This is a genomic window from Halobacillus massiliensis (assembly GCF_900166625.1).
GTDB lineage: Bacteria > Bacillota > Bacilli > Bacillales > Halobacillaceae > Halobacillus_A > Halobacillus_A massiliensis.
The window spans coordinates 2,678,503-2,705,113 of the sequence record NZ_LT800499.1 but is presented as its reverse complement, the minus strand read 5'-3'; the positions used below and the strand labels follow the sequence as shown (position 1 = coordinate 2,705,113).

Below are 26,611 nucleotides of genomic sequence, written 5' to 3'. Positions count from 1 at the left end.
CTCTCTTTTAGCTCCCCATACATCATTGATTATATCGGCTCCTGCCTTTACAGCCTGCCTGGCCACTTCTGCTTTATACGTATCGATTGATATTGGAAGCCCTGTTTCCTTTTTTACAGCTTCAATCACGGGGAGGACACGGTCAATTTCTTCCTGCTGAGACACAGGCTGATGCCCAGGACGTGTCGATTCACCACCGATATCAATAATATGCGCACCATCTTCTTTCATCTGCTTTGCATGATTAACGGCATTTTCGAAGGAGTCGAATTTACCGCCATCAGAAAAAGAATCGGGCGTAATATTTAAAATTCCCATAACGAGCGTCTGCTCGGAGAGGTCAAAGGTATGGGAGGATGTTTTTAGAATACCGTTCATTTGCAACCCTCTTTTCGTCATCATTCGTCATCCATTTTACAACATATTGAGTATTGTTTCACCTGGTTAGAAGTCTCCCTCAATTTACTTATAAGTTTGAATAGAGAAAGAGCTGTTCCGTTTATTGTAAAAAGAGATAAGCTGCTGGGAAATCGCTCGCTTTCCACTGGGAGCCGGTGAGCTAGCTCGTTGTACTCGCGGATCTCCCCCTGGCTCTATCTCCCTTGCAGGAGCCTTGGCATAGCAAGTTTTTTTCAATGTTGATAGAGAAAGAGCGATTCCGTTTATCATGTGTGGAGATAAGCGGCTGGGAAATGACTCGCTTTCCGCGGGGAGCTGGTGAGCTAGCTCGTTGCACTCGCGGATCTCACCTTAGCTCTATTTCCCTGCAGGAGTCTCGCCATTTCCCAGCCTCTTTACTGTTGATGGTATAAACGGAACGCTGTAGTTTCAGTAACCCTCTAAAGGAAATAGTTTTCTCTTACACAATGTTCCTTTACTCTAAAAACATAAAGGGCCGGGGGAAACGGCGAGACTCCTATGGGAGGGTAGAACAAGGTGAGATCCCGGAGGGCTAAAAGCCCGAGGAAGCTCAGCGTTCGCCCATGGAAAGCGAGTTGTTTCCCCCGGCCCGGTTCTCCACATTAAGGCAAACGGAACAGTAATCTCATGTTTTGAGTATTAAAGTAACCCGGCTGGGAGTGATGATCAAGGGGGATTATGGAAGGCTTTGACCGAGGAAGCTCAGCGTTCGCCTATGGAAAGCGAGTTGTTTCCCCCGGCCCGGTTCTCCACATTAAGGCAAACGGAACAGTAATCTCATGTTTTGAGTATTAAAGTAACCCGGCTGGGAGTGATGATCAAGGGGGATTAGACTAAAAAAAGCAGCCGAAGCTGCTTTTACAAATAGGGAGTTATAGCGTTTTCCTGAGATGAATTGATGCGGTATTGATAAATGGGTCTCCCTACACCATAATCTAAAGTTTCTTCTAAGTAATCGATGCCGCTTAAAAATTTTAAATATTTGCGGACAGATACTCTTGATATATTCGAAGCTTCAGCAATTTCTTCTGTAGAAAATAAATTTGTGTCTTTCCTTTGAATCACTTCATGTATTGTAGCCAATGTATTTTTAGTTAATCCTTTAGGTAGCTCTGTTGGTTTTTTCTCTATTTTTTCGGCTTCTTGTTTCTTTCGGAGGAGCTTGTCGAGCTGCTCCTGATTGAGTTCAGCCTGTACATTTAATTTGTAATAATTATTTTTGTATTGAAGGAGAGCTTCCTTAAAACGATCAAATTCAAAAGGCTTGATTAAATAATCGACAGCACCAAATCTAAGGGACTGCTGAATTTGATTAATATCGGAAGCTGCTGTAATGAGAATCACATCGATGTCCTCGTTTTGTTCCCGTATCTGCTTTAAAAATTCAATTCCATTTAATCCGGGCATATAGATATCAAGAAGCATTAAATCAATGTCCTGGTCACTAAGCAGCTTCTTTGCCTCGTCCGTATTCCGGGCCATCCCGCAAATGGTGAAACCATCCATCTGACTGACATAGCGTTCGTTTAAGACTGCAACCATTGGATCATCTTCCACGATTAATACTTTGATCATGCTGATCACCTCCAGCTTCATAAGGTACAATGATTGTAAATACCGTCTCAATTCCAGGCCGGGAATCGACCTCAATAGAACCCTCTAAGTTTTCTATGCTTCTTTTGACTAAATACAAGCCAAATCCACGGTCTTTGCCTTTGACGGAAACGCCTTTTTCAAAAATTTTCTCCATGTTTTCTTCACGTATCCCAGGTCCAAAATCTACTATGGTAATTGTGAGAAGCTCATCAATATAAGAGAGATTGAGTCTAATCTCTGCTGCTTTTGTATTTATCACACTTTCTACAGCATTATCTATAACATTGCCAATAATAGTAATTAATTCGTGGGTAACTGAAGAATCAATCGGCTGAGGAATTTTAGTTTCACAAGTGATGGATAAGTTAACTTTTGATTCTCTTGCGTAACTGGACTTCCCAATAATAAACCCCGCCAGAGCCGGGTCTTTAATGTATTTTGTTACATTGCCTACCTCATGACCCTGATAGTCGACAAGGTGACTTATAAATTTTTTAAGCTGTTCATATTCTTCTGTAGTCGCCAAACCAAGAAGGACATGCAGCTGATTCATAAATTCGTGAGACTGAGCTCTAAGGGTGTCTGCATACATTTGCACACCAGTCAGCTGTTCGGCCAGTTGGTTTACTTCTGTTTTATCCCTGAAAGTAGCAATTGCTCCTATTACTTCGTTATTTACTATTAGGGGAACCCGGTTTGAGATGATCGCCACACCGTTTATATCCAGCTCCACATCCAGTTGAGGCTCTTTAGTATGCAGAATATTTCCCAGTAAGCTTCCTGGAAGAAAGTCATTAAGCTTCATACCAATAGGATTGTGGGGGGGAAGGCCGGCTTTATTGAAAATTCGGCGTGCCGACTTGTTTACAAGAACAATAACAGCATCTCTGTCAATTGCAACAATTCCTTCATGAACAGAATGAAGCATTTGATTTCGCTCTTCATGTATTCGGCCGATAGCGTAAGGCTCCAGTCCAAATAAACTTTTCTTAATATATTTTGCCAGGAGGTAAGCGCCAATAATGCCGACTAATATACCAGCAATTGAAACAAGGGCGATTCTCCACTGGCTTTCCTTAACAGAGGCCTTGACAGCATCCAGCGAAATTCCGACAGAAACAGCTCCGATTTGGTCATTTTGATCATTATACACTGGTGTAAAGGCTCTTACAGATTTACCGAGTGTCCCTGTGGATATAGAAATGTATTCTTCACCTAAAAGGACACGTTTTTCATCACCGCCTACGAATTTGTTGCCAATTCGATAAGAATCAGGATGAGATTTACGTATGCCTTCCATATCCATTATGACTACGAATAAAACTTCGGAATCTTCCTGGACGGACAACGCATAATCCTGGATTCTGTCAGCCTCATCTTCATTTTCTAAACCATTTTTGACCACTGTCGATTCAGCAACAATTCGGGAGACGATGAGTGCTTTTTCCTCCAACTGTTTTTCTATGTTTCTGCTTGTAGACTCTGTTATTAACAAGTCTGTAATTAATAAAGACAGCAGGACGACGAGACACACGAAGATCATGATGATGGTCCCTAGTTTTAAACGTGGTTTCTTCATGGGCGTTCTCCTTGCTCTATGATGGTTTATATTTATTGTAGATAAAAATAATAAAAATTCCTAGAGGAGGCTTCCAATAGGAATATTGAACCAAATGAGGTGAAAAATAACTTTTTGATAGACTTTTGATAAATTGTCATGTTAAGTTTGAACTATAAAATTTCAAATAATTAAATAATTTTCACTAGGGGTGCCATATTTGTAATGGCTGAGATCAAGGTGAAGCCTTGGGACTCTTTGAACCTGAACTGGCTTAAAAACCAGCGGAGGAAAGTGACACAGCGCATGTCGTTTACTATAAAGTCTTTAAAAGTAATGCCACTTTCTCTTTCCGGGAAAGTGGCATTTTTTAATGGGACGTGATTTGTTGAAAATTATTGCGGTTACGAACGGTCAGTTAAAAGAAAACTCGTTAATAAAAACCATTGAGCAGATCGAACATCATATAGATTTTGTGATTATCCGGGAAAAGCAAAAGTCCAGAAATGAATATCTATCTTTTTTGAATCATTTAAATGAAAGTGCTGTAAACAAGGAAAAGCTTATCGTTCACAGGGATGCCGAAGCTGCCTGTAACTTAGGCATACGGCGTGTCCATCTTCCTGAACATGGAATATCTCTTAAAGAAGTGAAAAATCAGTACAAAGATATGATCACCGGCAGATCTGTTCATTCTTTGGAAGCCGCCAAAAAAGCGGAAGACCAGGGGGCAGATTACGTCATGTATGGGCATATTTTTGAAACGAAAAGTAAAGCAGGTATTGATCCTAGAGGGTTGGTTAAATTGGAAAAGCTAACTTCAGCATTAAAAATCCCAGTTATAGCAATAGGAGGGATTACCCCTGCTAAGATTAAGGATTTAAAGCAGGCAGGTGCGCAAGGGGCAGCGGTTATGTCAGGAATATTTGAAAGTAATGATCCACTTGAAACTGTAAGCCAATATAAAAAGGAGGCAACCTATGTTTGACGCAGTAATTGTAGGCGGCGGTATTATCGGACACTCGATTTCTTATCATTTGAATAAAAGCGGGATCCACTCAGCCGTGATTGAAAAGGGGCAAAGCGGTAAAAAAGCAACAAGAGCAGCTGCGGGTATGCTTGGGGTTCATACAGAAAATGAGGCCCCTGATTTGTTTCATCACTTCTGCCTGATGAGCAGGAATATATACACATCTCTTAGTGAAGAGCTGTTAGAACTAACCGGCATCGATATCGGGCTTTCTTCTTTTGGAATGTATCAGGGGGCACTTACCGCACAACAAAAAGAAAAGCTGCTGGTTAAGGAGGCTTCTTTTTCAAATTTAAAATGGCTGGAAGGGGAGCAGCTAAAGTCAAGAATTCCTTGGCTGACTGAAAGTGTAATTGGGGCTCTATACATGGGGGAGGATGGTCACGTTGAACCGTCCCATGTTTGTGAAGCTTTTAAAAGAGGTGCTTTGCTTCACGGAGGGGAACTATTCGAAGATTCAACAGTGCTCGATATTGAGCAGTCAAAAGATAGTTTTAATATTCAAATAGAAAACGAGATCCTTAAAGCTGGAAAAGTTATCATAGCTTCCGGTTCAGAGAGTGGCAGATGGTTTGAAAAAACTGGCATGCAAAATCCCATCGTACCAACAAAAGGAGAATGTTTTTCTGTAGATGACGGGAGAATCGGTTTGAAGGAAACTTTATTCTTTGAGAACTTCTACGCCGTTCCAAAAAGAGACGGAAGGCTGATTATTGGTGCGACATCGAAGAGTTTTGATTCATCTGCAGCGGTGACGGCAGGAGGAATATCAAGTTTAATGAACAACGTGTTTGCTGTACTGCCAGAACTAACGGAAGCACCGCTGCTTGACTACTGGTCAGGTATAAGGCCTGGAACAGTCGATGGAAGGCCGATTATCGGAGAACATCCGTATCTTTCAGGCATATATTTTGCAACAGGGCACTACAGAAATGGAATACTGCTCGCACCTGCCACAGGTCAATTGATGAGGGACATTATTAAAGAGGGCAACAATAATGTGTATGGCGATTTGCTGTCTCCGGGGAGATTATTAAGGAAAGGAGAAAACATGTATGAACCTTCAAGTTAACGGACGTTCCGTTAAGATGGAAGATGAAGAAATGACGATCGCTGAGATTCTTGCATTTTACCAAGTTCAAGATAAGGTGTCTGTCGTAGAGCATAATAAGCAAATTGTGAAGAAATCAGACTATGAAACAAAGAAAATAAAGGATAATGACACACTCGAAATTATTCATTTTGTAGGAGGAGGATAAGAAATGTTAGCGATCGGAAATAAAACATTTAAATCTCGTTTAATGCTTGGAACAGGGAAATATCCTAATTTTGAAATGCAGAAAGAAGCAGTAAAAGTTTCAGAAACGGAAATTTTAACATTTGCTGTAAGAAGGATGGACATCTTTGATAAATCGGAGCCCAATTTATTGGAAGAGCTTGATATAAGCAATTATTCTCTCCTGCCAAACACAGCGGGTGCAAAAAATGCTGAAGAAGCTGTCAGGATTGCGCGACTGGCCCATGCGTCCGGCTTATGTGACATGATAAAAGTAGAGGCGATCGGCTGTCAGAAAACTTTATTGCCGGATCCATTTGAAACGATGAAGGCTTCTGTCCAGCTATTAGAAGAAGGTTTTACAGTTCTAACGTATACGTCAGATGACGTTGTTCTTGCAAGGCGTCTTGAAGAAGAAGGAGTTCATGCGGTTATGCCAGGAGCTTCACCGATTGGTTCAGGGCAGGGGATTGTCAATCCGCTGAACCTGCAATTTATCATTGAACAGGCGAAGGTTCCTGTTATCGTTGATGCTGGAATTGGCTCTGCCCGCGATGCCGCTTACGCTATGGAGCTTGGAGCTGATGGAGTATTATTAAATACAGCTGTCTCAGGAGCAGATGACCCTGTAAAAATGGCAGAGGCGATGAAATTGGCTGTTCTATCTGGTCGGTTGAGTTATGAGGCTGGAAGAATTCCGAAGAAAGAATATGCGGTTAGCAGCAGCCCCGCAAGCGGAATGATTGACTGATGGAGAATCGCTATTCCCGCCAGGAATTGTTTGCTCCAATCGGACAGGCAGGACAGGAGCTTTTAATACAAAAGCATGTGCTTATTGTCGGGGCAGGTGCTCTGGGAAGTGCCAATGCTGAAATGCTTGTCCGGGCCGGAGTCGGGGAAATCACGATTATTGACCGTGATTATATTGAATTCAGCAATTTGAACAGACAGCAGCTCTATGTGGAAGAGGATGCTTATGCATCAATAGCCAAATCAGCGGCGGCCACACAGCGGTTGAGAAAGATAAATTCAAAAGTGAAAATAAACGGAGTAGTTGATCAATTTGATACTGAAAATGCAGAAGCTCTGGTAAAGAGAACAGACGTAGTCATCGATGGTACTGATAACTTTTCTACTAGATTTCTAATTAATGATACAGCCGCGAAACATAAGGTACCATGGATTTATGGCGGCTGTGTAAAAAGTCACGGTGTCTGTCTGGCGATAATTCCGGGACAAACACCGTGTCTGCAATGCTTGATGGATGTGCTTCCACAGGGCGGAGAAACTTGCGACAGCGTCGGAATCATTGGACCGGCTGTTCAAATTACAGCTTCTTATCAGGTGACAGAGTGTTTGAAAATTCTTACCGATCAGTCTCCATCACGCGAAATGCTTTATATGGATGTATGGGAACGGCAGTATTCCTCGATTGATGTACAAGGACTGCGGGATCCCGCCTGTTCTTCATGTTCTTCTCAGGCCAGCTACCCATATTTAAGGAAGCAAAAAGGGCTGCGGACAGCTATACTTTGCGGACGTGATACCATCCAGATTCGGCCGGAAAGCCGTGGGAGGATTTCCTTATCCGTTTTGGCTGAACGGCTTGAGTCTGTAGCTGAAAAGGTTCGGGAGAATAAGGAATTAATGATTTGTTTTATAGAAGGAAAAAGGTTGGTCGTTTTCCGGGATGGACGAACGCTCATTCACGGGGTGTCAGATATTAAAGAAGCTGAGAAAATGTACCGGCGTTATATAGGAGCCTGAAATCTATAAAATAATAGACCATAGAACTCTTCTTCATGATAAGCTATTAGAGGGAAATAGTATCAGGGAGTGAAGTCATGAAGGGAAATCAGAAACTGGAAGTCAGCGGCGTATTAACCAAAGGCGACTATAGAAAACACAGCAACTACAGTCGGAAAAAAATCAAAAATATATATTTTATAGGAACACTTATCTTATTTTTTATCGTTATCTTTCAGTCGCTTCAAGGCCCCTTGCTTTTCGTTGCAGGACTGACGATGATTATTGCATTATTGTTAGCGATGATTATGTCCTTTTTCTTTTCAGGTATGATTAGTCTTCGGGCAACAAGGGATTATAAAAGTGACCCTGTTTCTCAGAAGGAGATTCAATATATTTTTCGTCCGGGAAATATAAAACAAAAGCTTCAGAATGCGACCCGTGACTACAAATGGACTGATATTACAGCAGCATACGAGCAGGAAGAAATGTTTCAGCTTTACGTAGCAAAAAACCATGCCATGATTCTGCCTAAGAGGTTTTTTGCTTCAGAAGAGGAAGTAGAGCATCTTCGTCAATTGATAGAAAAGCATGTGACAACGACTAAAGTAGACCTTCTAAAAAACAAACGACTTGATCATTCAAGTTCAAAGTGATAATAGTCTTTTTCAAAAAAGCTTAAATGAAGAAAAAGGGAAATCCGTGAATGGATTTCCCTTTTCTGTCATTACTCTTTTTTATCTTCCCAGGCGATAAGAACTTTGCCAAATTCATTTTCCAAATTCGTCAGCTTCTCGCGTTCATCTTCATTAAGATTAGCCAATTGATAGTGCTGCTCATGATTCATGAATAAACCTCCTTAATGGATAAGTAATTTAAGTATTTGTTAAAAAAGGAAGTCTATCCATATTTCTTATATTTCAAATGGGGGAATATAACGTCCGTCAATATCGGTAAAATGGTATTCCTCAGCAAGGCTGGCAGCAGTCATAACTTGGCCGCTTTTCTTTAGAACATCAGGGTCCATAGCCAGGGCACGAACACCTCGTCCGATGTAATAAGGAGTTTCCGTGCGGGAGAGATCTTCATTCTCCTGCCAGTTTTCTTTACTGGATTGATGATGCTTTAAGACAAGTTCTGTTCTCATAAAACCAGGAGAAACAGCGACTACAGCAATTTTGTCCATTCTTAATTCAATAGATAATCCGTAAGCCATTCGAGTAAGAGCGTTTTTAGCCAGATCATAATAAAATTGGCCGGTATATTTGTTTTTATCCCAAAAAGTTGTGTGTACGATCAGACCTTGAGAGTTTTCTCTTATGAGTGGAACCGCATAATGATTAACGGCAAGCTGTGCACGTACTCCTGAAGTGAACATAGAGTCCCAGTTTTTTAAAGATAACTCCCAGAACGGTTTCTGCTCAATCTTATAATCGTGGGCTCCCCATACATTATTAACTAAAATATCTAATTTGCCCTGTTCATTGCGGATTTGTTTTATAACTGCTGCTGTCTCTGAATCTTTTTTATGATCACATTGGACGGCTATCCCCACTCCTCCAGCGGCTGTAATTTGATCAGCGGTGTCATCAATAGATCCAGGCCAATCCTTCGTGGAATTTCCTCTAATGCTTCGACCTGTCACATAAACAGTGGCTCCAGCTTTTCCTAGTTCCACTGCAATTCCTCGTCCTGCACCACGGCTTGCTCCTGTAACAAGTACTACTTTTCCTTTTAATGTTTTCATATACCATCACCCTTTCCCTATAAATTGTATCCATTAATCTTGACACCTATTGTCATATTTAATTTAATAAAAGAAAGATTAATTAAGTGGGTGAGGATATTGAGAGGAGATCGTCTTGTTAAGATTCTTATACTGCTTCAGGCACATGGCCGTATAACAACAAAGGATCTTGCTGAAAAGCTTGAGGTCTCTGAGCGGACGATTCATCGTGATATGGATGCTTTAAGCACGAGCGGAATTCCGATGTATGCCGAGCGAGGGAAAAATGGAGGCTGGGCACTGGTAGATGACTATAAAACGAACTTAACCGGGCTTAAGGAGGAGGAAATACGTTCATTGTTTCTTTCCCCATCTGAACAACTGCTTGAGGATTTAGGGCTGACTCGCACATTTGAAAATGCGAGAAATAAATTGGCAGCATCGGTTCCTTCCCTTTATCGAGAAAGTGCTAAAAGTATTTGGGAACGAATTTATGTATACACGACCACCTGGAGAGTAAAAAAAGAGAAGATTAGAGCTTTTGAAACCCTTAAGAAGGCAATATGGAACGATAGAAAGTTAAAAATCACCTATAGACGCGCAGATGGGCAAAGTGTCGAACGCCTCGTAAATCCTCTGGGCCTGGTTGCTAAAGGGAGCAGGTGGTATCTCGCTGCTGCAAAACCCGATGGTGAGCTTCGTTCTTACAGAGTTTCGCGTATTCTGACTGCCGAAGAAACAGAGGAAATTTTTAAAAGGCCGGTAAACTTTAACCTCGGTGAATACTGGAAATCCTCAACAAAAGATTTTATAGAAAGTCTGCCCACTTATAAAATTTTGGCTGATATAAGGACGAGTATTCTTCCTAGAATGAGATTTACTGATCGCTTCGTTCAAGTAGAACAGCTTGAGGAAGAAGAAAGGGAAGGGTGGGTTTCCGTAAGTCTTACTTTTAATACGGAGGAAGAAGCACTTGGATACATTCTTAGTTTTAACGATAAAATCAGGGTGTATAAACCGGCTGATTTACCTAAGAAAATAGTAAAGTTGGTAGAAGCTACAAAGGCATTGTATAAGTAAAAAAAGAATCTGGTTCCTTTCGAGTAACCAGATTCTTTCATTATAAATATAAAGGAAATCCTCCAAATAGCAGCCCTTGATAGCGGCTGAACGCAATGGAACTTTCATTATGCAGAATAACAGGAAGCTGAATCTTCCGGTAGTTGTTGACACGTTCGGCAAAACGGGCAAGGTGGCTGAAAGAAGGACGTACAACTAAATCTGTCAAATAAGCAGATTGATAAGCGCCCGGCATTCTTAAACTATTGAGAATATCGATAAGCTCTCTGGAAGAAATAACTCCAATTCCATGACCAAAATACTGATCATTACCAAGGTAAACAGCATTCTCGCCTCTCCAGTAGGGAGTAGCAGGGTCAAATTGCGGATTATTAAAGTAGGCAATATCTCCAGGTATTAAATTTCTTGTAGTGACGGGATTCAATCCGAGATCTGAATCCGAATGCCAGCTGTAAATAAACAAGCCTTGGAAAAGCTGGTTGAAATTTCGCTCGCCAATTGAAAGTAAAGCGGCTCTGTATAGGATCATCAGCATGGCTCCCGCACATTCAAAAGCATACTTCTCTCCATTGTTGAATATATCAAGGAGGGCATCAGAAGGTTTGACGCCGGGTAGAATCTGAAAGCCCCCAAAAGGGGTAACACTCCAATACTGAGGATTGGCACGTGAATTCGTAAAGTCTGCAAAACTGGCTGAGCTTTTACTCATGGCTTCGGCACTAAGCATTATGTTTTTACGCATGGTCACTTCAAAGTTAAACTCCCTGTTCGAGGGAAAAGAAAAAACAGAAGGAGATGCCTGCATATACTGAATGATCTTCTTGTCATCACTTTCTGTACTATCTGGCTGAAAGGGTGACCCTGAAATATATATCATTTTGAACCCCTTTCTTTAAATGTGAACCATAATTAATGTCTATTCACTTTCCACCTCAATTATTTATTTCCTACAGCATTTAAAAAGATGATACGATAGAAGTAGTACATATTTTTGGAAGTGATGACTGTGAACAAAGTAGTAAAAGGAATAAAAAAATTAAATTTACTAGGTAGCCGTACTCTTAAAACAGGTATTTCAGTATTTATAACCGCATTAATCTGCGGATTTTTTAATTGGCCGGTTGTTTTTGCAGTGATTACGGCGATTGTAACGATTGAACATACAGCGGCTGATTCCATAAAAAAGGCGGCCATTAGGTTCCCGGCATCAGCAATTGGAGCGCTGCTTGCGACTTCATGTTATGCGGTTTTTGGAAAAAGTGCCGTAACTTACGCGTTGGCTGCCATGTTAACGATAGCAATTTGTCACAAATTAAAACTGGATGCGGGAATTCTAGTAGCCACGATTACAGCCATTGCCATGATTCCAGACTTTGGCGATCATTATTTTGTATCATTTTTAACCCGGTTAGCGACAACCTCCATTGGGATTTTTGTTTCAACTGCTGTTAACTTCCTGCTTCTCCCGCCCAACTATACATCAAGGATTTTCAAAAGTATTAATGAGCTTTTTGAACACGCCGCTCAACTTCTCGAAAGGATAGTATTATGGGGAAGTGAAAAAGAAGGCAGTCGAGGTGTCGTACGTTCCTTCCGCCAATTAACCACCCATCTGGAAAGAGTTTTCCAGCTGTCCCAATTTCAGCGGGAGGAATGGAAATATCATCGCCATACAAATGAAGAGATGAAATCATTTCAATTTGCACAGAAAAAATTGGGAGCACTTCAGCAGATTGCCTATCATTTAGGAAATCTCCAGTACGTCAATACAACTATAGAGGATTTCAAACCCTCTGAAAGAGAACTGATTGAAGATATTTCTCACTCTTTTATTCAAATATTAAAAGACCCGGCTCATCAAATAAGTGAAGAGCATTTTATTAAAGTGAAAAAGCTGGATCAGCTGTTTTGGAAATGGAAAGAAGAGCATGTCGAGCAGGAAAACCATTTTCGTCAGCATCTGCCACCGCAGACCATCTTAATTTATGAGCTGCTTAGTTTTCATGATGTTTTAGAGGAATTAGAAGAGATGTGCCGTTCAAGGAGTAATATGGTGAAAAGATGTTATATAGATCAGTAGTACGAACCGATCGTTAAATTAAATGCAACATATACGAATTATGGTTATTCTTTTAATGTATGAAGGGCTTCCGCTGTTTTATAAGCAAAATCTAAAGGAGGCTCAACCGATTGGAAGTGAAGGTATAGAATTACTGGGTTTGTAAAAAGCCAGTGATTGTGCAATGCGCTGATTATTATTCCATTTTTCACGAGAACTTTTATGAAAATGGGGATTTCTTCCTCTAAGAGAACGATTTCCCCCATATTTAAGGCATTACCGTTATGATCAAGAGATTCAAACATCATCTCAGCATGAAGCTCACTTTTACTCGGCCGGCCTTGAATCGTAACGTTAAGATTTCTCTCCAGCTCCACAGAGCAGGCCCCGTTATTTACTTTAGGTGTGCCATTTAGAATCCGAGCGAACTGCTGGCAGAGCAAATGATAATTTTGCATAAAAGACACCTTCCTTATATGACAAACCATATGTTACCAGCTCAAAGAAGATGCCAAAAAAAGAAACCGGTGAGTGATGCACCGGTTTCTTTTGCTGTTGATTTCTTAAAATGATTTTACGCCAAGGTAATGGTCCTGCCAATAATCAATCGTAATATCTGCGACTTCTACGCCGTCACTTCCCGCATGGATCATCTTATTGTCTCCAATGTAAATCCCGCTGTGAGAAGCTCCTTCCGTGTCATAAGTGCCTTCGAAGAAAATAACGTCTCCAACTTCCGGAGAGTCTACTTCCACTCCGTTATTGAGCCACATGTCGCTTTCTTTTCTATCAAGTTCTACACCAACCTGGTCAAACACATACTGAATGAAACCGCTGCTGTCAAATCCATCTGGAGTAGTTCCTCCCCAAACATATGGAGTCCCGATTAAGTCTTCCGCAATAGAAACAACATCAGACTGTGAAGCTGCTTCATCGGCGGTTTCTTCTCCTGCCGGTGCCTCATCTTCAGTCTCAACCGGCGAAGCGGATAGTGCATTCTTTGTTCTAGGGCCAACAACCCCATCTTCAGTTAGTCCATGATCTGCCTGAAATTCTTTTACAGCTTTCTCTGTGATTGGACCAAAAATTCCGTCAAGATTATATGTATAATAACCCTGTGTTTCTAGATCCTCTTGTAACGTCTCTACATCAGCGCCGCGATCTCCGTTTTTCAGAAGACTGTTATCCTGGACAGTTACACTTTCTGTATTAGAATCGGCCTCCGGGTTTGCCTGTGCAGAGACCTTGTCACTTATAAGCGGTGTTAGGGCAAGAGAAGTAACGAGAGCAGACGAAACTGCATACTTTCTCATTGATTTCGACGATAATACCATACAAAAATTCCTCCTGTGATAAATAATCCTTTTGATAAGGATTTTGTAGTTTCAGCTTGGAAAAGGAAGATTTATGTCGTCTTTTTCCGAACTAGTCCCTAGTCTATCAAAGAAAATACCTCAGCAGGTTTCAAAAAGATTAAGCTAAATTAATAATCTGTTTACGTCTGTGTAATATTTGAGACTGAACTTATTTTAATTAAAACTCTAACCTATATATGAATAATTCAGTGGAAGCATCTAAAGGGAAAACGTCACTTTTCTTTATACGAAACTTTTAAATGTTTTTCCCGTATAAGTAGTAACAAATCATTTCATCTGAAGGGGGTAAATCATGAAAAGAGGGTGGTTATATATACTGTTTTGGAGTCTGCTGGCCATGGTGCTAAGTATCTCGGGGTGCTCTTCTGGACAGCCAGCTAAATCAACTGATCATGAAGACGTTAATAATATCGAACAGGTTTTGAAGAACCAATTTACCGGACCTGACGAGGAGATGCTTGATAAGGTGGGGGATCCGGGAGATAGCAGTGTGGTTGGTAAAGATGGAGAAACAAAACCGGTACCAAAAAATAAACAGTTAGAGGAATACATGAAAAAGAAATATGGAAAATACTTTACTGAAAGCATGTATGAGAAATTTATACAGCTTTACGCTTTGAATTATCAAGTGGATTTAGAGGAAGGCAACTACTCGATAGAATTAACTGATTCAGATATTCAGCAAGATGAGGAAAACGAAAACCAATTTCACTTTTCAGCTGATGTCCTGTTGAAAACTGAGCAGGAGTCCTACTCTGCAAAAGTGACAGGCAGGGCTGATGTAGACGACAGACACAAAATAGATAGATTTAATTATTTTGATGACGGAGGGCTAAACAGGAAAATCACTGAATTAATAAACTGATGGCAGATGTTTTATTGGCTAGTATTCCGCCATAAATAAAACAACTTCTGGTTTGCATCGTTAGAGACTCCATGAACGAACGGAACGATGAACTTCCTGGGGTGAAAAGCTCCGGGTCTTCATTATGTCTTATCTCCAGAGCAGGCTTCTTTGATCCTAACTTAAACATGAAGAGAGTTCCGTTTACCTTGTTTTAGAGAACCGGGCCTGTGGAAACAACTCGCTTTCTATGGGCGAACGGTGAGCTTCCTTGGGCTTTTCGCCCTCCGGGATCTCACCCTGTTCTATCCTCCCATAGGAGTCTCGCCGTTTCCACCGGCCCTTTATTGTTTTTTAAGTAACGGAACATTAGGTAGAGAAGACAGCGGTTACTGAAACTCCAGGGTTCCGTTTATACCACTAATCGTAAAGAGGGTGGGAAATAGAGCTATGGTGAGATTTGCGAATTTAACGAGCTAGCTGACCAGCTCCCCGCACAAAGTAAGCGATTTCCAACCTCTTTCCTTTATAAGTGATAAAGGGAATAGCTTTTTCTCTATAAGATACAAAAAGTAGAGGCTTTTACCCCTCCCACGCCGGCAGCATTTTATTCAATGGCTTATCTTTACGATATCCGAGTGCATACTCCGCCTGCATAATCGTATGAATCTCTCTCGTTCCTTCATATATAACAGGTGCCTTAGAATTACGTAAATAGCGTTCGACAGGATATTCATTTGAATATCCGTAAGCCCCGTGGATCTGGACGGCATCATCTGCCGACTGATTGGCAAAGTCACAGGCCTGCCATTTCGCTAAAGAAGTTTCCCTCGTATTACGAACCCCTTTGTTTTTTAATTCTCCTGCCCGGTAAACAAGAAGACGGCTCATTTGCAGCCCTGCTTCCATTTTGGCAATCATCTGCTGAACGAGCTGGTGACGGCCGATTTCCTTTCCAAAAGTCTCGCGCTCATGACAATACTCTGTACTTGCTTCAAGACAGGCCATGATCTGGCCGCAGGCACCGGCAGCGACTGTAAAACGGCCGTTATCGAGTGCCGCCATGGCGATCTTAAAACCCTCACCTTCTTTGCCAACGAGGTTTTCTTTAGGAACCTTAACCTGATCAAAAAACAGCTCACCAGTATTACCTGCCCGGATGCCAAGCTTGCCTTTTGTTGCTTTAGATGTAAACCCATCCATCGTTCTTTCCACGATAAACGCTGAGATCCCATGATGCTTCTTAGATTTGTCTGTGTAAGCAAATACGAGGAAATGGTCGGCAGTGTCACATAGTGAAATCCACGTTTTCTGCCCGTTTAACACATAATATTCACCTTCTTTTTTTGCAGTAGACTGTAAGGATGCAACATCAGATCCTGCTCCTGGTTCGGTTAACCCAAAGGCACCGATTTTATCTCCTTTTGCCTGTGGTATGAGATATTTTTGTTTCTGCTCTTCGGTACCCCATTGTAAAATTGACATACTGTTCAAGCCGGTATGGACGGAAACGGCTGTGCGAAAAGCGGTGTCTCCGCGTTCAAGTTCCTCACAAACTATAGCGAGTGCATTATAATCCATGCCGCTGCCCCCATACTTTTCAGGAATACACACACCCATTAAGCCTAAGTGAGCCAGCTTTTTTAAGAGCTCCTTATTAAAGTAACCTTTCGCATCCCATTCTCCGATGTATGGCATAATTTCCTTATCCGTAAAATCCCGTACTGTTTTCCGAAGCATCAGTTGTTCAGCGCTGTAATCAAAGTTCATGAAACTCCTCCTATATTGTGTTCATTTGCTGTAAATGAGAAATCTCTTCTTTGGAATAGCCTAATCCACGCAAAATTTCCTCCGTATGGTCCCCTGGATCTGGAGGAGGAGCGGTAAATGAAGGTGGCGTCCTTCCCAGTTTTAATGGACTGCCTATCATTTTAATCTTGCCTGCTTTTGGATGGTCTGTAGTAATAAACATTTTGCGCTCCTTTAGCTGTTCATCCTCTATAAGATCCTCAACTGTTTGAATCGCTCCAAATGGTATTCCGGATTGCTGGCAGCTATCCTTCCAGTATAAGGTCGGTTTTTTTAAAAGCTCTTTTTGCAAAAGAGGGATAAGGGTTGATCTGTTGGCCACCCTGTCAGGGTTTGTCCTAAATCTCTCATCTAACGAAAGGTCGGTTCTTTCGATGATTTCACAAAGAGCAGCGAACTGTTTATCATTGCCGACAGCAATGACCATTTCACCATTACTTGAGCAGAATGTCTGATAGGGAACGATGTTGGCATGTTGATTTCCGAGTCTTTTGGGAAGTGCGCCTGACATTAAATAATTGCTGCCAATATTGACGAGTGAGCTCACCGCTGCATCGTAAAGAGACAGATCCATTTTCTGGCCGCGTCCCGATTGATGTCTTTCAAGCAGAGCCGCCTCGATTCCAATACACGCATAAAGTCCAGTTAAAATATCGGTAATAGCCACACCAAGTTTTTGCGGGCCGGATTTTTCATCTCCTGTTATGCTCATCAGGCCGCTCATCGCCTGAATAATGAAATCATAACCCGGGAGGTTTTTATATGGACCATTTTCACCGAATCCTGTAATTGAGCAGTAGACTATTTTGGGGTTAATCTCGTTAAGTACTTCATAATCAAGTCCTAAACGTTCCATAGTTCCTGTTTTAAAATTGTGAAGAACGACATCACTCTCGGCTGCGAGTTTTTTTATAATCTCGCGGCCTTTTTCTGTTTTTAAGTTTACGGTAAGACTCTTTTTACTGCGATTAGCGCATAAATAATAGGCACTTACCCCATCTTGAAAAGGAGGACCCCATTTTCTTGTGTCATCGCTTCCCCCCGGAGCTTCGACTTTAATGACTTCAGCACCAAGGTCTCCTAAAATCATCGAGCAGTAGGGACCCGCGAGCACTCTTGATAAATCAAGGACACGGGTTCCTTTTAAGGCTGTCAGAACGATCACTTCCTTTCTCTACAGGAAAAAGCCAGATGAACCCATACGACGTATGAATCCAACTGGCTTGGGATCTAATGTGCAGGGTTGTCCTACACTATCACTATATTCCAAGATGAGAAAAATATGAGCCATTTCCACCTATTTTTAAGAGATAATCATGAATCTTGTGTTCCCTTAATAGGATAGTATGGGACAAACCTATAAGAGTCTATTGATCTGGGGGTGAGAAAATGAAGTATTGCTCAAAACAGGTGAACAGTCTGCCTCCTTATCTGTTTTCCGTTTTTCATCAGAAGAAAAAAGAGCTTCAGGAGCAGGGTGTTGACGTCATTGATTTAGGAATTGGGGCGCCAGATCTCCCCACGCCATCCTTTATTATTGATCGTCTCGCAGAAGAGGCCAAAAATCCGTCCAACCACAAGTATTCTCCATATGAAGGCTGTCTGGAATTCAGACAGGCTGTGGCTGATTTTTATAAAAGGCATTATGACGTGAAAGTGGATCCGGACACTGAAGTGCTTGCATTAATTGGTTCAAAGGAAGGAATAGCTCATTTGATCAGTTCTGTTCTTGATCCAGGAGACGGGGTGCTCGTCCCGGACCCCGGCTATCCTGTCTATCAGTCTGCAATTCACTTAGCTTATGGCTCTATGATCTCCCTTCCGCTTGACGAAGCGAATGGGTACATGCCCTTATTCAGCAAGTTAACGAAGCCTGATCTTCAAAGGGCCAAGTTGATGCTGCTGAATTATCCTGGCAATCCAACAGGAGCGGCAGTGAATCTTTCCACTTTTAAAGAAGCCGTGGAATTTGCAAGGTCCGAACATTTACTAATAGCCCATGACTCGGCGTATGGTCTTGTCACATTTGACGGCTTTAAGGCACCGAGTATTCTCCAAGTCAAAGGCGCTAAGGACATTTGTGTTGAATTTGGCTCTTTATCAAAGAGTTTTAACATGACAGGCTGGAGAATCGGCTATGTAGCAGGAAATAAAGATCTGATAAAATCCCTGTCTATTGTAAAAAGTAATATGGATACGAGCCAATTTTTAGCTATACAAAAAGCCGCGGCGGCAGCTTTAAATAGTGATTTTTCATCCGTTAAAGAAAACAATGAAATTTACGAAAAAAGAATGAAGGCCGTCCTTCCTGCTTTAAAGGAAATAGGCATGGATGTGAAGAGGTCAAGAGGAACTTTTTTTGTGTGGGCCAAAGTGCCAGAAGGCTATACGTCCCAGTCTTTTACGCAAAAAATGCTGGAAGAAGCCGGGGTCATTCTCACTCCGGGTCCGGCGTTTGGATCCGGGGGAGAAGGGTTTATCCGTCTGTCGTTATCGGTACCTTCCGGCAGGCTTGAGGAAGCGGTGCAACGTATGAAGAAGCTCATGAAGGGAGGTTCTTAAATGGGGCATGGCGAATGGATGTCGAGTTCCAAGGCAATTATTCAATGTCTAAAACTTGAAAGAATCCAGAAGGCTTTCTGCGTCCCTGGAGAAAGTTATCTCCCTCTTATGGATGCTATTTATGATGAGCCGGAAATGGAACTTATATCGACGAGGCACGAAGGTGGTGCCGCTTTTATGGCAGAAGGTTTTGCTAAAGCAAGCGGCAGACCGGGAGTAGTAATGGCAACAAGGGCAGTAGGCGGGGCGAATTTGGCCATAGGCGTTCATACAGCCTATCAGGACTCTACTCCGTTAGTTGTATTTCTTGGCCAGGTAGACAGCCGCTTTCGGGGAAGAGAAGGGTTTCAGGAAGTAGACTTAGATCGATTTTTTGCACCGATCTCCAAATGGACAGTAGAAATCCAGGAGGCAGAGAGGGTACCTGAAATTGTTCAGCGTGCTTTAAGAATTGCTATGACTGGACGGCCAGGCCCTGTCGTCATTTCCCTTCCGGAAGACCTTTTAAAACAGTCGGCTGTTATGGAGTTTGGAGATCCTGTTACTCGGCCGTCTCCTTGTCCCTCCACACGCGAAATCGCACTTATCGAGGAGCTGTTGAAAAAATCAAAGCAGCCGCTCTTAATTGCGGGCGGTGGTGTAAAGAGTGCAGGTGGTGAAGAAGCCCTGCTGCAATTCGCAGAAAAGTTCTCCATTCCGGTAATGGCCGCTTTTCGCAGGCATGATGTGTTTCCAAACAATCATTCACTTTATGCCGGCCACCTTGGTTTAGGGACGAGTCCCAGCATTCTAAATTATGTGAAAGAAGCCGATACAATTGTTGCCATTGGGACGAGGCTTTCTGAAGTTACAACACAGGATTATTCCCTGTTAAATAAAAACCAGCCATTGCTCCATATTGATATTGACAGCAGCACACTTGGAAAAGTGTATCCTCCTTATCTTGGAGTTGTGGCTGATGCTAAAGAATGCTTGAATACACTGTTTAAATTGAAGCTGCCCAGCTGGGAAAAATGGGCGGAGAAGGGGAATAAAAGCTATCTGGCTACTCTTATGCCAAAAGGTGAACCAACTGTAAATCATCATATCATTACACTGCTGCAGAGGCATCTGCCGAGAGATGCGATAGTGACGAACGATGCCGGTAATTTTGCTGGATGGCTTCATGCTTTTTATCAATTTAATCAGAAAAAAACATACGTTGGCCCTACATCGGGGGCAATGGGTTACGGCATGCCCGCGGCTTTAGGTGTAAAGCTTGCGTGTCCTGACCAAAAGGTCGTGTCCCTTTCGGGAGATGGCGGTTTTATGATGACGATGCAGGAAATTGAGACGGCTGTCCGCTATCAAATCCCTGTGATCAGCATCGTTTTTAACAATCGCATGTATGGCACGATCCGTATGCATCAGGAAATTCACTTTCCTTACAAAACGATTGGCACAAACTTAGGCCGGGTTCCTTTCTTTGAGATAGCTAAAGAGCTTGGTGCTGCTGGGTTTTACGTGAAATCCTCTGAAGAGTTCAAAAAGGCCCTTCTCCATGCTCTATTAGAAAAGCGGCCATCAGTAATTGAAGTAGAGAATGACCCAGAGGAAATTTCATTCACCTCAACGATTGAACAGCTAAGGCTTCGACAAAAATAATCCTTTAGGAGGAATATGGCAATGAACCGAAAACTCATTCAAGTTGAAAAATTGAAGAACTTTATTAATGGAAACTGGCAGGAGCCTGCAGGAGGTACGTATACAGAGGTTAGTAATCCGGCTAATTCAGAAACTCTCGTACAAGTGCCTTTATCCGCCCCGGAAGATGTGGAAGCAGCAGCAGAAGCAGCGAAAAAAGCACAAAAGAATTGGGCGCTAGTCCCTGCACCACAGCGTGCGGAAGTCCTTTATCGTGTAGGAATGATTATGAAGGAAAGAAAAGAGTATTTATCCCAGCTGCTTACGATGGAAAACGGTAAAGTTATTGAAGAAGCTCGCGGAGAAGTTCAGGAAGGCATTGATATGGCATATTATATGGCGGGAGAAGGACGTCGTCTCTTTGGACAGACAACCCCTTCTGAGTTGAAAAATAAGTTTGCAATGAGTGTTCGGGCTCCTGTTGGAGTAGTGGGCATCATCACTCCTTGGAATTTTCCAATAGCGATTGCGACATGGAAGTCTTTCCCTGCGATTGTGTCTGGAAATGCTGTCGTCTGGAAACCGTCGACGGAAACTCCGATCATGGCCTATGAGCTTGCCAAAATTTTCGAAGAAGCCGGTCTTCCTGATGGAGTCATCAATGTAGTATTCGGATCAGGTTCATCTGTAGGAGAGGCGATGATCGAACAGGATACTATTCGCGTCATCTCTTTTACAGGATCAAATGAAGTCGGGAGAAGTATTGCAAGTAAATGCGGTGCGCGGCTGAAAAAAGTGTCACTGGAAATGGGTGGGAAAAACGCTGTTATCGTGATGGATGATGCCGATCTCTCCTTAGCCGTGGAAGGAATTCTCTGGAGCGGTTATGGAACGAGCGGCCAGCGATGCACCGCCTGCAGCCGGGTGATGGTCCATGAAAGGGTAAAAGATGAACTCGAAAAACGTTTGCTTACTGAAATTTCCAAATTATCAATTGGTGATGGATTAGATGAATCTATTAAAGTAGGACCGATTATTAATCGCCATGGGCTGGAGAAAATTAAGTCCTATATTAAAGTTGGCAAAAAAGAAGGAGCCAAACTGCTAACCGGCGGATATATTATGGAAAATGGTGCACATGCAAACGGGAATTACTTTGCTCCCACCCTGTTCACAGATGTAAGCGGAGATATGCGGATCGCCCAGGAAGAGATTTTTGGTCCTGTTGTTTCATTAATTCCTGTAAAAAGCTTTGAAGAAGCCATAGAGATAAATAACAGTGTGGAATACGGGTTATCAAGCTCTATTTTCACCCGTGATGTTAATAAAGTATTCGCGGCACAGCGTGATTTAGATACAGGTATTGTCTATATTAATGCTGGAACGACAGGCGCAGAAATTCATCTGCCGTTTGGAGGAACTAAAGGTACTGGAAATGGCCATCGGGATTCAGGGGTAGCTGCTCTTGATGTATTTACCGAATGGAAAGCTGTTTATGTAGACTTTAGCGGCAAGCTCCAGAGGGCCCAGATCGACGTAGAGTAATGGGAGAGATTACGTAATAAAGGAGTGCGGCATATGAGAGTAGCTGTTTTAGGATCTGGTTTAATGGGGAAAGAAGCGGCACGGGACTTAGTGAAAAGTGCAGGCGTACAAAAAGTAGGTCTTGCGGACATAGATATAAAAAGAGCAGAGGCTGTCTGCCAGATCATTGACTCGCCGAAGATAAAAGCTCATCAGGTGGATGCTGGAAATACTGAAGATTTAGCTGCTTTCATGAAGCAATATGATGTCGTAATTAATGCATTATTTTATTCTTTTAATAAAATAGTTGCAGAAACCGCAATCAAAGTAGGAGTCAGCTCAGTTGACCTCGGGGGACACATCGGCCATATTACCGACCAGGTCCTGGAATTGAACGACCAGGCAAAAGCAGCCGGTGTCACCATTATTCCTGACCTCGGGGTAGCACCGGGGATGATAAATATTTTATCCGGCTATGGTGCAAGTAAGCTGGAAGAACTGAGATCGATTCGCCTTTTTGTAGGTGGGATCCCTGTTCAGCCTGAACCGCCTCTTGAATATAATCACGTATTTTCTATGGAAGGTCTGCTCGATCACTATACAGACCCTTCCACGATCATTCGTAACGGTCGGCTGGTCGATGTGGAATCACTCACGGAAATTGAACAGCTGCACTTTGAAAGGTTCGGTCCTTTAGAGGCTTTTCATACTTCAGGGGGAACGTCAACACTGTTAAAATCTTATCCAGCAATTGATACACTCGAATACAAAACGATTCGTTACAGAGGCCATGCGGAAAAAATGAAACTATTAGTCGATCTGCAGCTGACCCGGAATGATTATGAAGTGGAAGTGGCAGGAGTTAAGGTGAAACCAAGAGAGGTTTTGCTTAAAACCTTGGATCCTATCGTTAATTTAAGAGACAAAGATGATGCTGTCCTCCTTCGTGTCTGTGTCGGAGGCAGAAAACAAGAGAAGGACACGACATATCAATATGAAATGGTAACATACAAGGATCGTGAAAATAATGTTACGGCTATGGCCAGAGCAACCGCAAACACGATTTCAGTTGTCGCTCAAATGATCGGCAGTCAGGCGATTACCAAAAAAGGTGTCTGCCCCCCTGAACAAATTGTGCCTGGGAATTTATATATTGTAGAAATGGCAAAAAGAGGAGTCGTTATAAACGAAAAAAGAATCTAGACAGAAAAAAAGCTTGAGGGATTGTTATGATAACGTCCTCGAGCTTTTTTTGATATCAGCAAGTTGTATAATCTCAAGTTTGTCTGAATTATGGTTCTTCACACAAGATAAACAGAACAGATACGAGAAGAGTTCAAAAATAAATATTTTATAGAGAAGGTGAAGGCTGCATTAAATCGGCCTTTTTTCTATTTTATGGATTACAAACTTTTATCACTATAACGTTAATACCAAAAAATTCTAAAAATTAGGTTGTTTTTTCGCAAAATTTGCAATAGTATAAAATAAAACATACTAACCGGTAGGTATGTTTGCTGCCGGTATCAAAATACTTATGAGATTGGGGATACAATCATGCATTTGCGTTTAACAGATGAGCAGGAAATGGTAAAGAAAACAATTCGTAGATTTGTAGAAAAAGAATTAATTCCCTTAGAAAATGATGTGCTTCGAAACGAAAGAGAAGGAAGGCCAAGTCTTCCGGAAGGAAAAATGAAAGAGTTACAGTTAAAAGCGAAAGAAGCAGGCTTCTGGGGAATAAATACACCAGAAGAATATGGGGGAGCCGACTTAGGACAGATGATGCTTGCCATTGTTCAGATGGAAGTCGCCAGAACATTTGTACCCTTCCAATTCGGAGGCTCTGCCGACAATATTTTATATTATGGAAATGAAGAACAGAAACAGAAGTATCTTATACCAACCATTGATGGTGAAAAGAAATCCTGTTTTGCTATGACAGAACCGGGGGCGGGGTCGGATACAAGAAGTCTGCGGATGACGGCCGTGAAAGAAGGAAATGAATGGGTGCTAAATGGAGAAAAAACATTTATAACTGGGGGAAATGAAGCCGACTTCGTTATGGTCATCGCGATTACAGACAAAGATTTACATAAATCCTCCGGCGGAAGGGAAGGGGTTACCTGCTTTATCGCCGACCGATCCATGGGCTGGAAATCAGAATATATTCATACAATGGGCGAATGGGGACCGGCCGCTCTTGTTTTCGATAATGTGAGGGTTCCAGAAGAAAACATCTTAGGTGAACTGAATAAAGGATATGACCTGGGGCTTGAGTGGATAGGCTTTGCCCGCTGGGTTGTCGGTGCACGTGCGGTTGGAGCTGCTGAAAGACTGCTTAATATGGCGATAGATTACGCCAACGAGCGTGAAACCTTTGGAAAGCCTATTGCTACACGTCAGGCGATTCAGTGGCAGATTGCCGATTCTGCAGTAGAAATTGAAGCAGCCAAATGGCTCGTCTTAAATGCTGCATTTACATTAGACCAGGGAGAAGACAACCGTCATTATGCTTCCATGGCCAAGCTTTACGGGTCCAATATGGGGAATAACGTTGTCGATCGTGTTCTGCAAATTCATGGTGGAATGGGGTATACGAGAGAACTTCCAATTGAACGATGGTACAGAGAAGCTCGTCTGTGGAGAATTTATGACGGAACAGATGAGATCCAGCGCTTAATCATTTCAAGAAACTTGTTAAAAGGTCATGTGAAAATCGGCTAATCAATTAAGGGAGTGTAGGGATATGGAAAAAACATTTGAAAATCGAACCGCTTTTATTACCGGTGGAAGCCGGGGAATTGGAAAAGGCATCGCCCGCCGGTTTGCTGAAGAAGGCGCAAAAGTCGCGGTCATAGATATTAACGAAGAAGCATTGCAGGAAGTCGAAAGCGAGTTTAAGGAAGAAGGCTTTGATATTTATTGCAAGACAGCCAATGTAGTAGATTTTGAACAGGTAGAAAAAGCAGCACAGGAAGTACATGAGCAATTTGGTTCACTCGACATTCTTGTAAATAACGCCGGTGTTATTCGTGATAATATGCTCTTTAAGATGACCGAGTCTGACTGGGATACTGTCATGGATGTCCACTTAAAAGGTTCTTTTAATGCAGCACGTGCCTGTCAAAAGTATATGGTCGAACAAAAATACGGACGTATTATAAATATTTCATCTACCTCGGCACTGGGAAACAGGGGACAGGCAAATTACGCGACAGCAAAAGCAGGCTTGCAGGGATTTACTAAAACACTGGCTATTGAACTGGGAAAGTACAACATTACAGCAAATGCAGTCGCACCGGGATTTATTGAGACAGAAATGACTCAGCAGACAGCTGCCCGGATTGGTATTTCATTTGAAGACCTCGTAAAAGCCAGTGTAGAAAAGATTCCGGTCGGCCGCAGCGGAAAGCCTGAAGATATTGCAAATGCTGTAGCTTTTTATGCCGATGAAAGGTCTTCTTTTGTAAACGGTCAAGTCATTTATGTAGCCGGCGGTCCTAAAGACTAATTTGAAGGAGGATGGCTTATGTTTGAAGATGCGATTGGTAAACGATCCAATAAAGTGAAAAATGCTGTAGAAAGAGGTGCGGTGAAAAAGTTTGCAGAAGCGATTGGAGATCCGCACCCAATTTTTATAGATGTGGAGAAGTACAAAAGGAACGTCGCTCCTCCGACATTTCCACGAGTATTTGATTACGGAGAGATTGAAGAGCTTAACTTGCCGAAGAAAGGACTCATCCATGGCGAGCAAATCTATCACTATGAACGGCCGCTTTATGTAGGAGAAGAGATTTCCTGTTATACGGAAGTAAAAGATTACTTTGAAAAAAACGGCAAAAGCGGAAATATGGGCTTCCTGAAAGTTAAAAGGTACGGAGATGATTTAGAAGGAAATCTAATATTCTCTGAAGAACAGGTCGTTATTATAACTGAAGCCGTCCGAAAGGGGATGACCGTATGACCGCTCTTATTGAGAATCTCAAGCCTGGAGATGAATTAGAACCGGTTACGTTAGCTCCGGTTTCAAGGCTTGATCTTATTAAATATGCTGGAGCTTCAGGGGATTTTAATCCAATCCATACCATTGATGAAGAAGCAGAGAAAGCTGGACTTCCAGGAATTATCGCACATGGAATGTGGACGATGGGAAATCTGGCCAAACTGTTTACTCCTTATTATGGGGAAGGATTTATTCAGGATTATGCGATTCGCTTTAGAGGGATGGTTTTCCTGAATGATGTGATCAGCCTGCATGCAGTACTGGACGAGGAAGACGGAGATGAACTGAAATTTAGCGTAAAAGCCGTAAATCAGGATGAAAAAGATGTGATTAAAGGAGAAGTCGTTTTTAATAAGCGCATGATCGTATAACAAGC

General features: G+C 42.2%; 26 protein-coding genes and 1 riboswitch. Of the genes, 17 read left to right on the top strand and 9 right to left on the bottom strand.

What is annotated here, in order from left to right; genetic code table 11:
• From folP to dcuS, 3 genes are all read right to left on the bottom strand, one after another.
• Nucleotides 1-378, bottom strand: a 378-nt coding sequence (folP, locus tag B7E06_RS13480) for a dihydropteroate synthase (RefSeq protein ID WP_425432195.1), incomplete at its 3' end; no start/stop codon positions are given.
• A gap of 900 nt (nt 379-1,278) precedes the next feature.
• A complete protein-coding gene (locus tag B7E06_RS13475) occupies nt 1,279-1,995 on the bottom strand; it encodes a response regulator (RefSeq protein WP_082234488.1) in 717 nt (238 codons plus the stop codon).
• Nucleotides 1,967-3,595: a DcuS/MalK family sensor histidine kinase gene (dcuS, locus tag B7E06_RS13470; RefSeq protein ID WP_082234487.1), complete on the bottom strand. Its 1,629-nt coding sequence runs from the start codon at nt 3,593-3,595 to the stop codon at nt 1,967-1,969. Before dcuS ends, B7E06_RS13475 begins: the two co-directional genes overlap by 29 nt.
• A gap of 176 nt (nt 3,596-3,771) precedes the next feature.
• Nucleotides 3,772-3,884: riboswitch (TPP riboswitch) on the top strand.
• A 63-nt stretch (nt 3,885-3,947) separates the two neighbouring features.
• Between dcuS and B7E06_RS13465 the strand changes: the two genes are divergently transcribed.
• The 6 genes from B7E06_RS13465 (at nt 3,948) to B7E06_RS13440 (ending at nt 8,282) form a co-directional block, all read left to right on the top strand.
• Nucleotides 3,948-4,562 carry a thiamine phosphate synthase gene (locus B7E06_RS13465; RefSeq protein ID WP_082234486.1) on the top strand — a complete coding sequence of 205 codons (615 nt, stop codon included), beginning with the start codon at nt 3,948-3,950 and terminating at the stop codon, nt 4,560-4,562.
• Nucleotides 4,555-5,676 (top strand): glycine oxidase ThiO, encoded by a 1,122-nt coding sequence (thiO, locus tag B7E06_RS13460; protein ID WP_082234485.1) that lies wholly within the window; start codon nt 4,555-4,557, stop codon nt 5,674-5,676. The genes B7E06_RS13465 and thiO overlap by 8 nt, the downstream gene beginning before the upstream one ends.
• On the top strand, nt 5,660-5,863 hold the full coding sequence (gene thiS / locus B7E06_RS13455; RefSeq protein WP_082234484.1) for a sulfur carrier protein ThiS: 204 nt from the start codon (nt 5,660-5,662) through the stop codon (nt 5,861-5,863). The genes thiO and thiS overlap by 17 nt, the downstream gene beginning before the upstream one ends.
• A 3-nt stretch (nt 5,864-5,866) precedes the next feature.
• Nucleotides 5,867-6,631, top strand: a complete 765-nt coding sequence (locus B7E06_RS13450) for a thiazole synthase (protein ID WP_082234483.1) — start codon at nt 5,867-5,869, stop codon at nt 6,629-6,631.
• Entirely contained in the window at nt 6,631-7,647 is a 1,017-nt protein-coding gene (locus B7E06_RS13445; protein ID WP_082234482.1) for a ThiF family adenylyltransferase, read from the top strand. The genes B7E06_RS13450 and B7E06_RS13445 overlap by 1 nt, the downstream gene beginning before the upstream one ends.
• 77 nt (nt 7,648-7,724) lie before the next feature.
• A complete protein-coding gene (locus tag B7E06_RS13440) occupies nt 7,725-8,282 on the top strand; it encodes a YcxB family protein (protein WP_082234481.1) in 558 nt (185 codons plus the stop codon).
• A gap of 257 nt (nt 8,283-8,539) precedes the next feature.
• On the opposite strand, the gene B7E06_RS13435 is transcribed toward B7E06_RS13440, so the two are convergent.
• Nucleotides 8,540-9,373: an SDR family NAD(P)-dependent oxidoreductase gene (locus tag B7E06_RS13435; RefSeq protein ID WP_082234480.1), complete on the bottom strand. Its 834-nt coding sequence runs from the start codon at nt 9,371-9,373 to the stop codon at nt 8,540-8,542.
• Between the two features lie 90 nt (nt 9,374-9,463).
• Between B7E06_RS13435 and B7E06_RS13430 the strand changes: the two genes are divergently transcribed.
• Complete coding sequence (locus B7E06_RS13430; protein ID WP_245807736.1) at nt 9,464-10,432, top strand: helix-turn-helix transcriptional regulator; 969 nt, start codon at nt 9,464-9,466, stop codon at nt 10,430-10,432.
• Between the two features lie 40 nt (nt 10,433-10,472).
• Here the strand turns inward: B7E06_RS13430 and B7E06_RS13425 are convergent, their stop codons facing one another.
• Nucleotides 10,473-11,309 (bottom strand): protein-glutamine gamma-glutamyltransferase, encoded by an 837-nt coding sequence (locus B7E06_RS13425; protein WP_082234478.1) that lies wholly within the window; start codon nt 11,307-11,309, stop codon nt 10,473-10,475.
• A 123-nt stretch (nt 11,310-11,432) separates the two neighbouring features.
• On the opposite strand from B7E06_RS13425, the gene B7E06_RS13420 reads away from it, so the two are divergent.
• Nucleotides 11,433-12,512: an FUSC family protein gene (locus B7E06_RS13420; RefSeq protein ID WP_082236008.1), complete on the top strand. Its 1,080-nt coding sequence runs from the start codon at nt 11,433-11,435 to the stop codon at nt 12,510-12,512.
• 44 nt (nt 12,513-12,556) lie between these two features.
• Here B7E06_RS13420 and B7E06_RS13415 read toward each other — a convergent pair whose 3' ends face one another.
• Together B7E06_RS13415 and B7E06_RS13410 are read right to left on the bottom strand one after the other, a co-directional pair.
• Nucleotides 12,557-12,949: a DUF1259 domain-containing protein gene (locus B7E06_RS13415; RefSeq protein WP_082234477.1), complete on the bottom strand. Its 393-nt coding sequence runs from the start codon at nt 12,947-12,949 to the stop codon at nt 12,557-12,559.
• Nucleotides 12,950-13,054: 105 nt separating this feature from the next.
• Nucleotides 13,055-13,825, bottom strand: coding sequence for a C40 family peptidase (locus B7E06_RS13410; protein ID WP_082234476.1), 771 nt, complete (start codon nt 13,823-13,825; stop codon nt 13,055-13,057).
• 334 nt (nt 13,826-14,159) lie between these two features.
• Here B7E06_RS13410 and B7E06_RS13405 point away from each other — a divergent pair, with 334 nt between their 5' ends.
• Nucleotides 14,160-14,732, top strand: a complete 573-nt coding sequence (locus B7E06_RS13405; RefSeq protein ID WP_082234475.1) for a hypothetical protein — start codon at nt 14,160-14,162, stop codon at nt 14,730-14,732.
• 561 nt (nt 14,733-15,293) lie between these two features.
• On the opposite strand, the gene B7E06_RS13400 is transcribed toward B7E06_RS13405, so the two are convergent.
• Entirely contained in the window at nt 15,294-16,481 is a 1,188-nt protein-coding gene (locus B7E06_RS13400; protein ID WP_082234474.1) for an acyl-CoA dehydrogenase family protein, read from the bottom strand.
• A gap of 10 nt (nt 16,482-16,491) precedes the next feature.
• Complete coding sequence (locus B7E06_RS13395; RefSeq protein ID WP_082234473.1) at nt 16,492-17,685, bottom strand: CaiB/BaiF CoA transferase family protein; 1,194 nt, start codon at nt 17,683-17,685, stop codon at nt 16,492-16,494.
• A gap of 224 nt (nt 17,686-17,909) precedes the next feature.
• On the opposite strand from B7E06_RS13395, the gene B7E06_RS21575 reads away from it, so the two are divergent.
• The 8 genes from B7E06_RS21575 to B7E06_RS13360 all read left to right on the top strand — a co-directional run bounded on the left by B7E06_RS21575 (nt 17,910) and on the right by B7E06_RS13360 (nt 26,606).
• Nucleotides 17,910-19,082, top strand: coding sequence for an LL-diaminopimelate aminotransferase (locus B7E06_RS21575; protein ID WP_143414496.1), 1,173 nt, complete (start codon nt 17,910-17,912; stop codon nt 19,080-19,082).
• Nucleotides 19,083-20,726 carry a thiamine pyrophosphate-dependent enzyme gene (locus B7E06_RS21570; protein ID WP_143414495.1) on the top strand — a complete coding sequence of 548 codons (1,644 nt, stop codon included), beginning with the start codon at nt 19,083-19,085 and terminating at the stop codon, nt 20,724-20,726.
• 21 nt (nt 20,727-20,747) lie between these two features.
• On the top strand, nt 20,748-22,250 hold the full coding sequence (locus B7E06_RS13385; RefSeq protein ID WP_082234472.1) for an aldehyde dehydrogenase family protein: 1,503 nt from the start codon (nt 20,748-20,750) through the stop codon (nt 22,248-22,250).
• 33 nt (nt 22,251-22,283) lie between these two features.
• On the top strand, nt 22,284-23,432 hold the full coding sequence (locus tag B7E06_RS13380; protein ID WP_082234471.1) for a saccharopine dehydrogenase family protein: 1,149 nt from the start codon (nt 22,284-22,286) through the stop codon (nt 23,430-23,432).
• Nucleotides 23,433-23,786: 354 nt separating this feature from the next.
• Nucleotides 23,787-24,956 carry an acyl-CoA dehydrogenase family protein gene (locus tag B7E06_RS13375; RefSeq protein ID WP_082234470.1) on the top strand — a complete coding sequence of 390 codons (1,170 nt, stop codon included), beginning with the start codon at nt 23,787-23,789 and terminating at the stop codon, nt 24,954-24,956.
• Nucleotides 24,957-24,978: 22 nt separating this feature from the next.
• Nucleotides 24,979-25,743 (top strand): beta-ketoacyl-ACP reductase, encoded by a 765-nt coding sequence (locus tag B7E06_RS13370; protein ID WP_082234469.1) that lies wholly within the window; start codon nt 24,979-24,981, stop codon nt 25,741-25,743.
• A gap of 18 nt (nt 25,744-25,761) precedes the next feature.
• On the top strand, nt 25,762-26,196 hold the full coding sequence (locus B7E06_RS13365) for a MaoC family dehydratase N-terminal domain-containing protein (RefSeq protein ID WP_082234468.1): 435 nt from the start codon (nt 25,762-25,764) through the stop codon (nt 26,194-26,196).
• Nucleotides 26,193-26,606, top strand: a complete 414-nt coding sequence (locus B7E06_RS13360; RefSeq protein ID WP_082234467.1) for a MaoC/PaaZ C-terminal domain-containing protein — start codon at nt 26,193-26,195, stop codon at nt 26,604-26,606. The genes B7E06_RS13365 and B7E06_RS13360 overlap by 4 nt, the downstream gene beginning before the upstream one ends.
• The last annotated feature ends 5 nt before the right edge of the window (nt 26,607-26,611 follow it).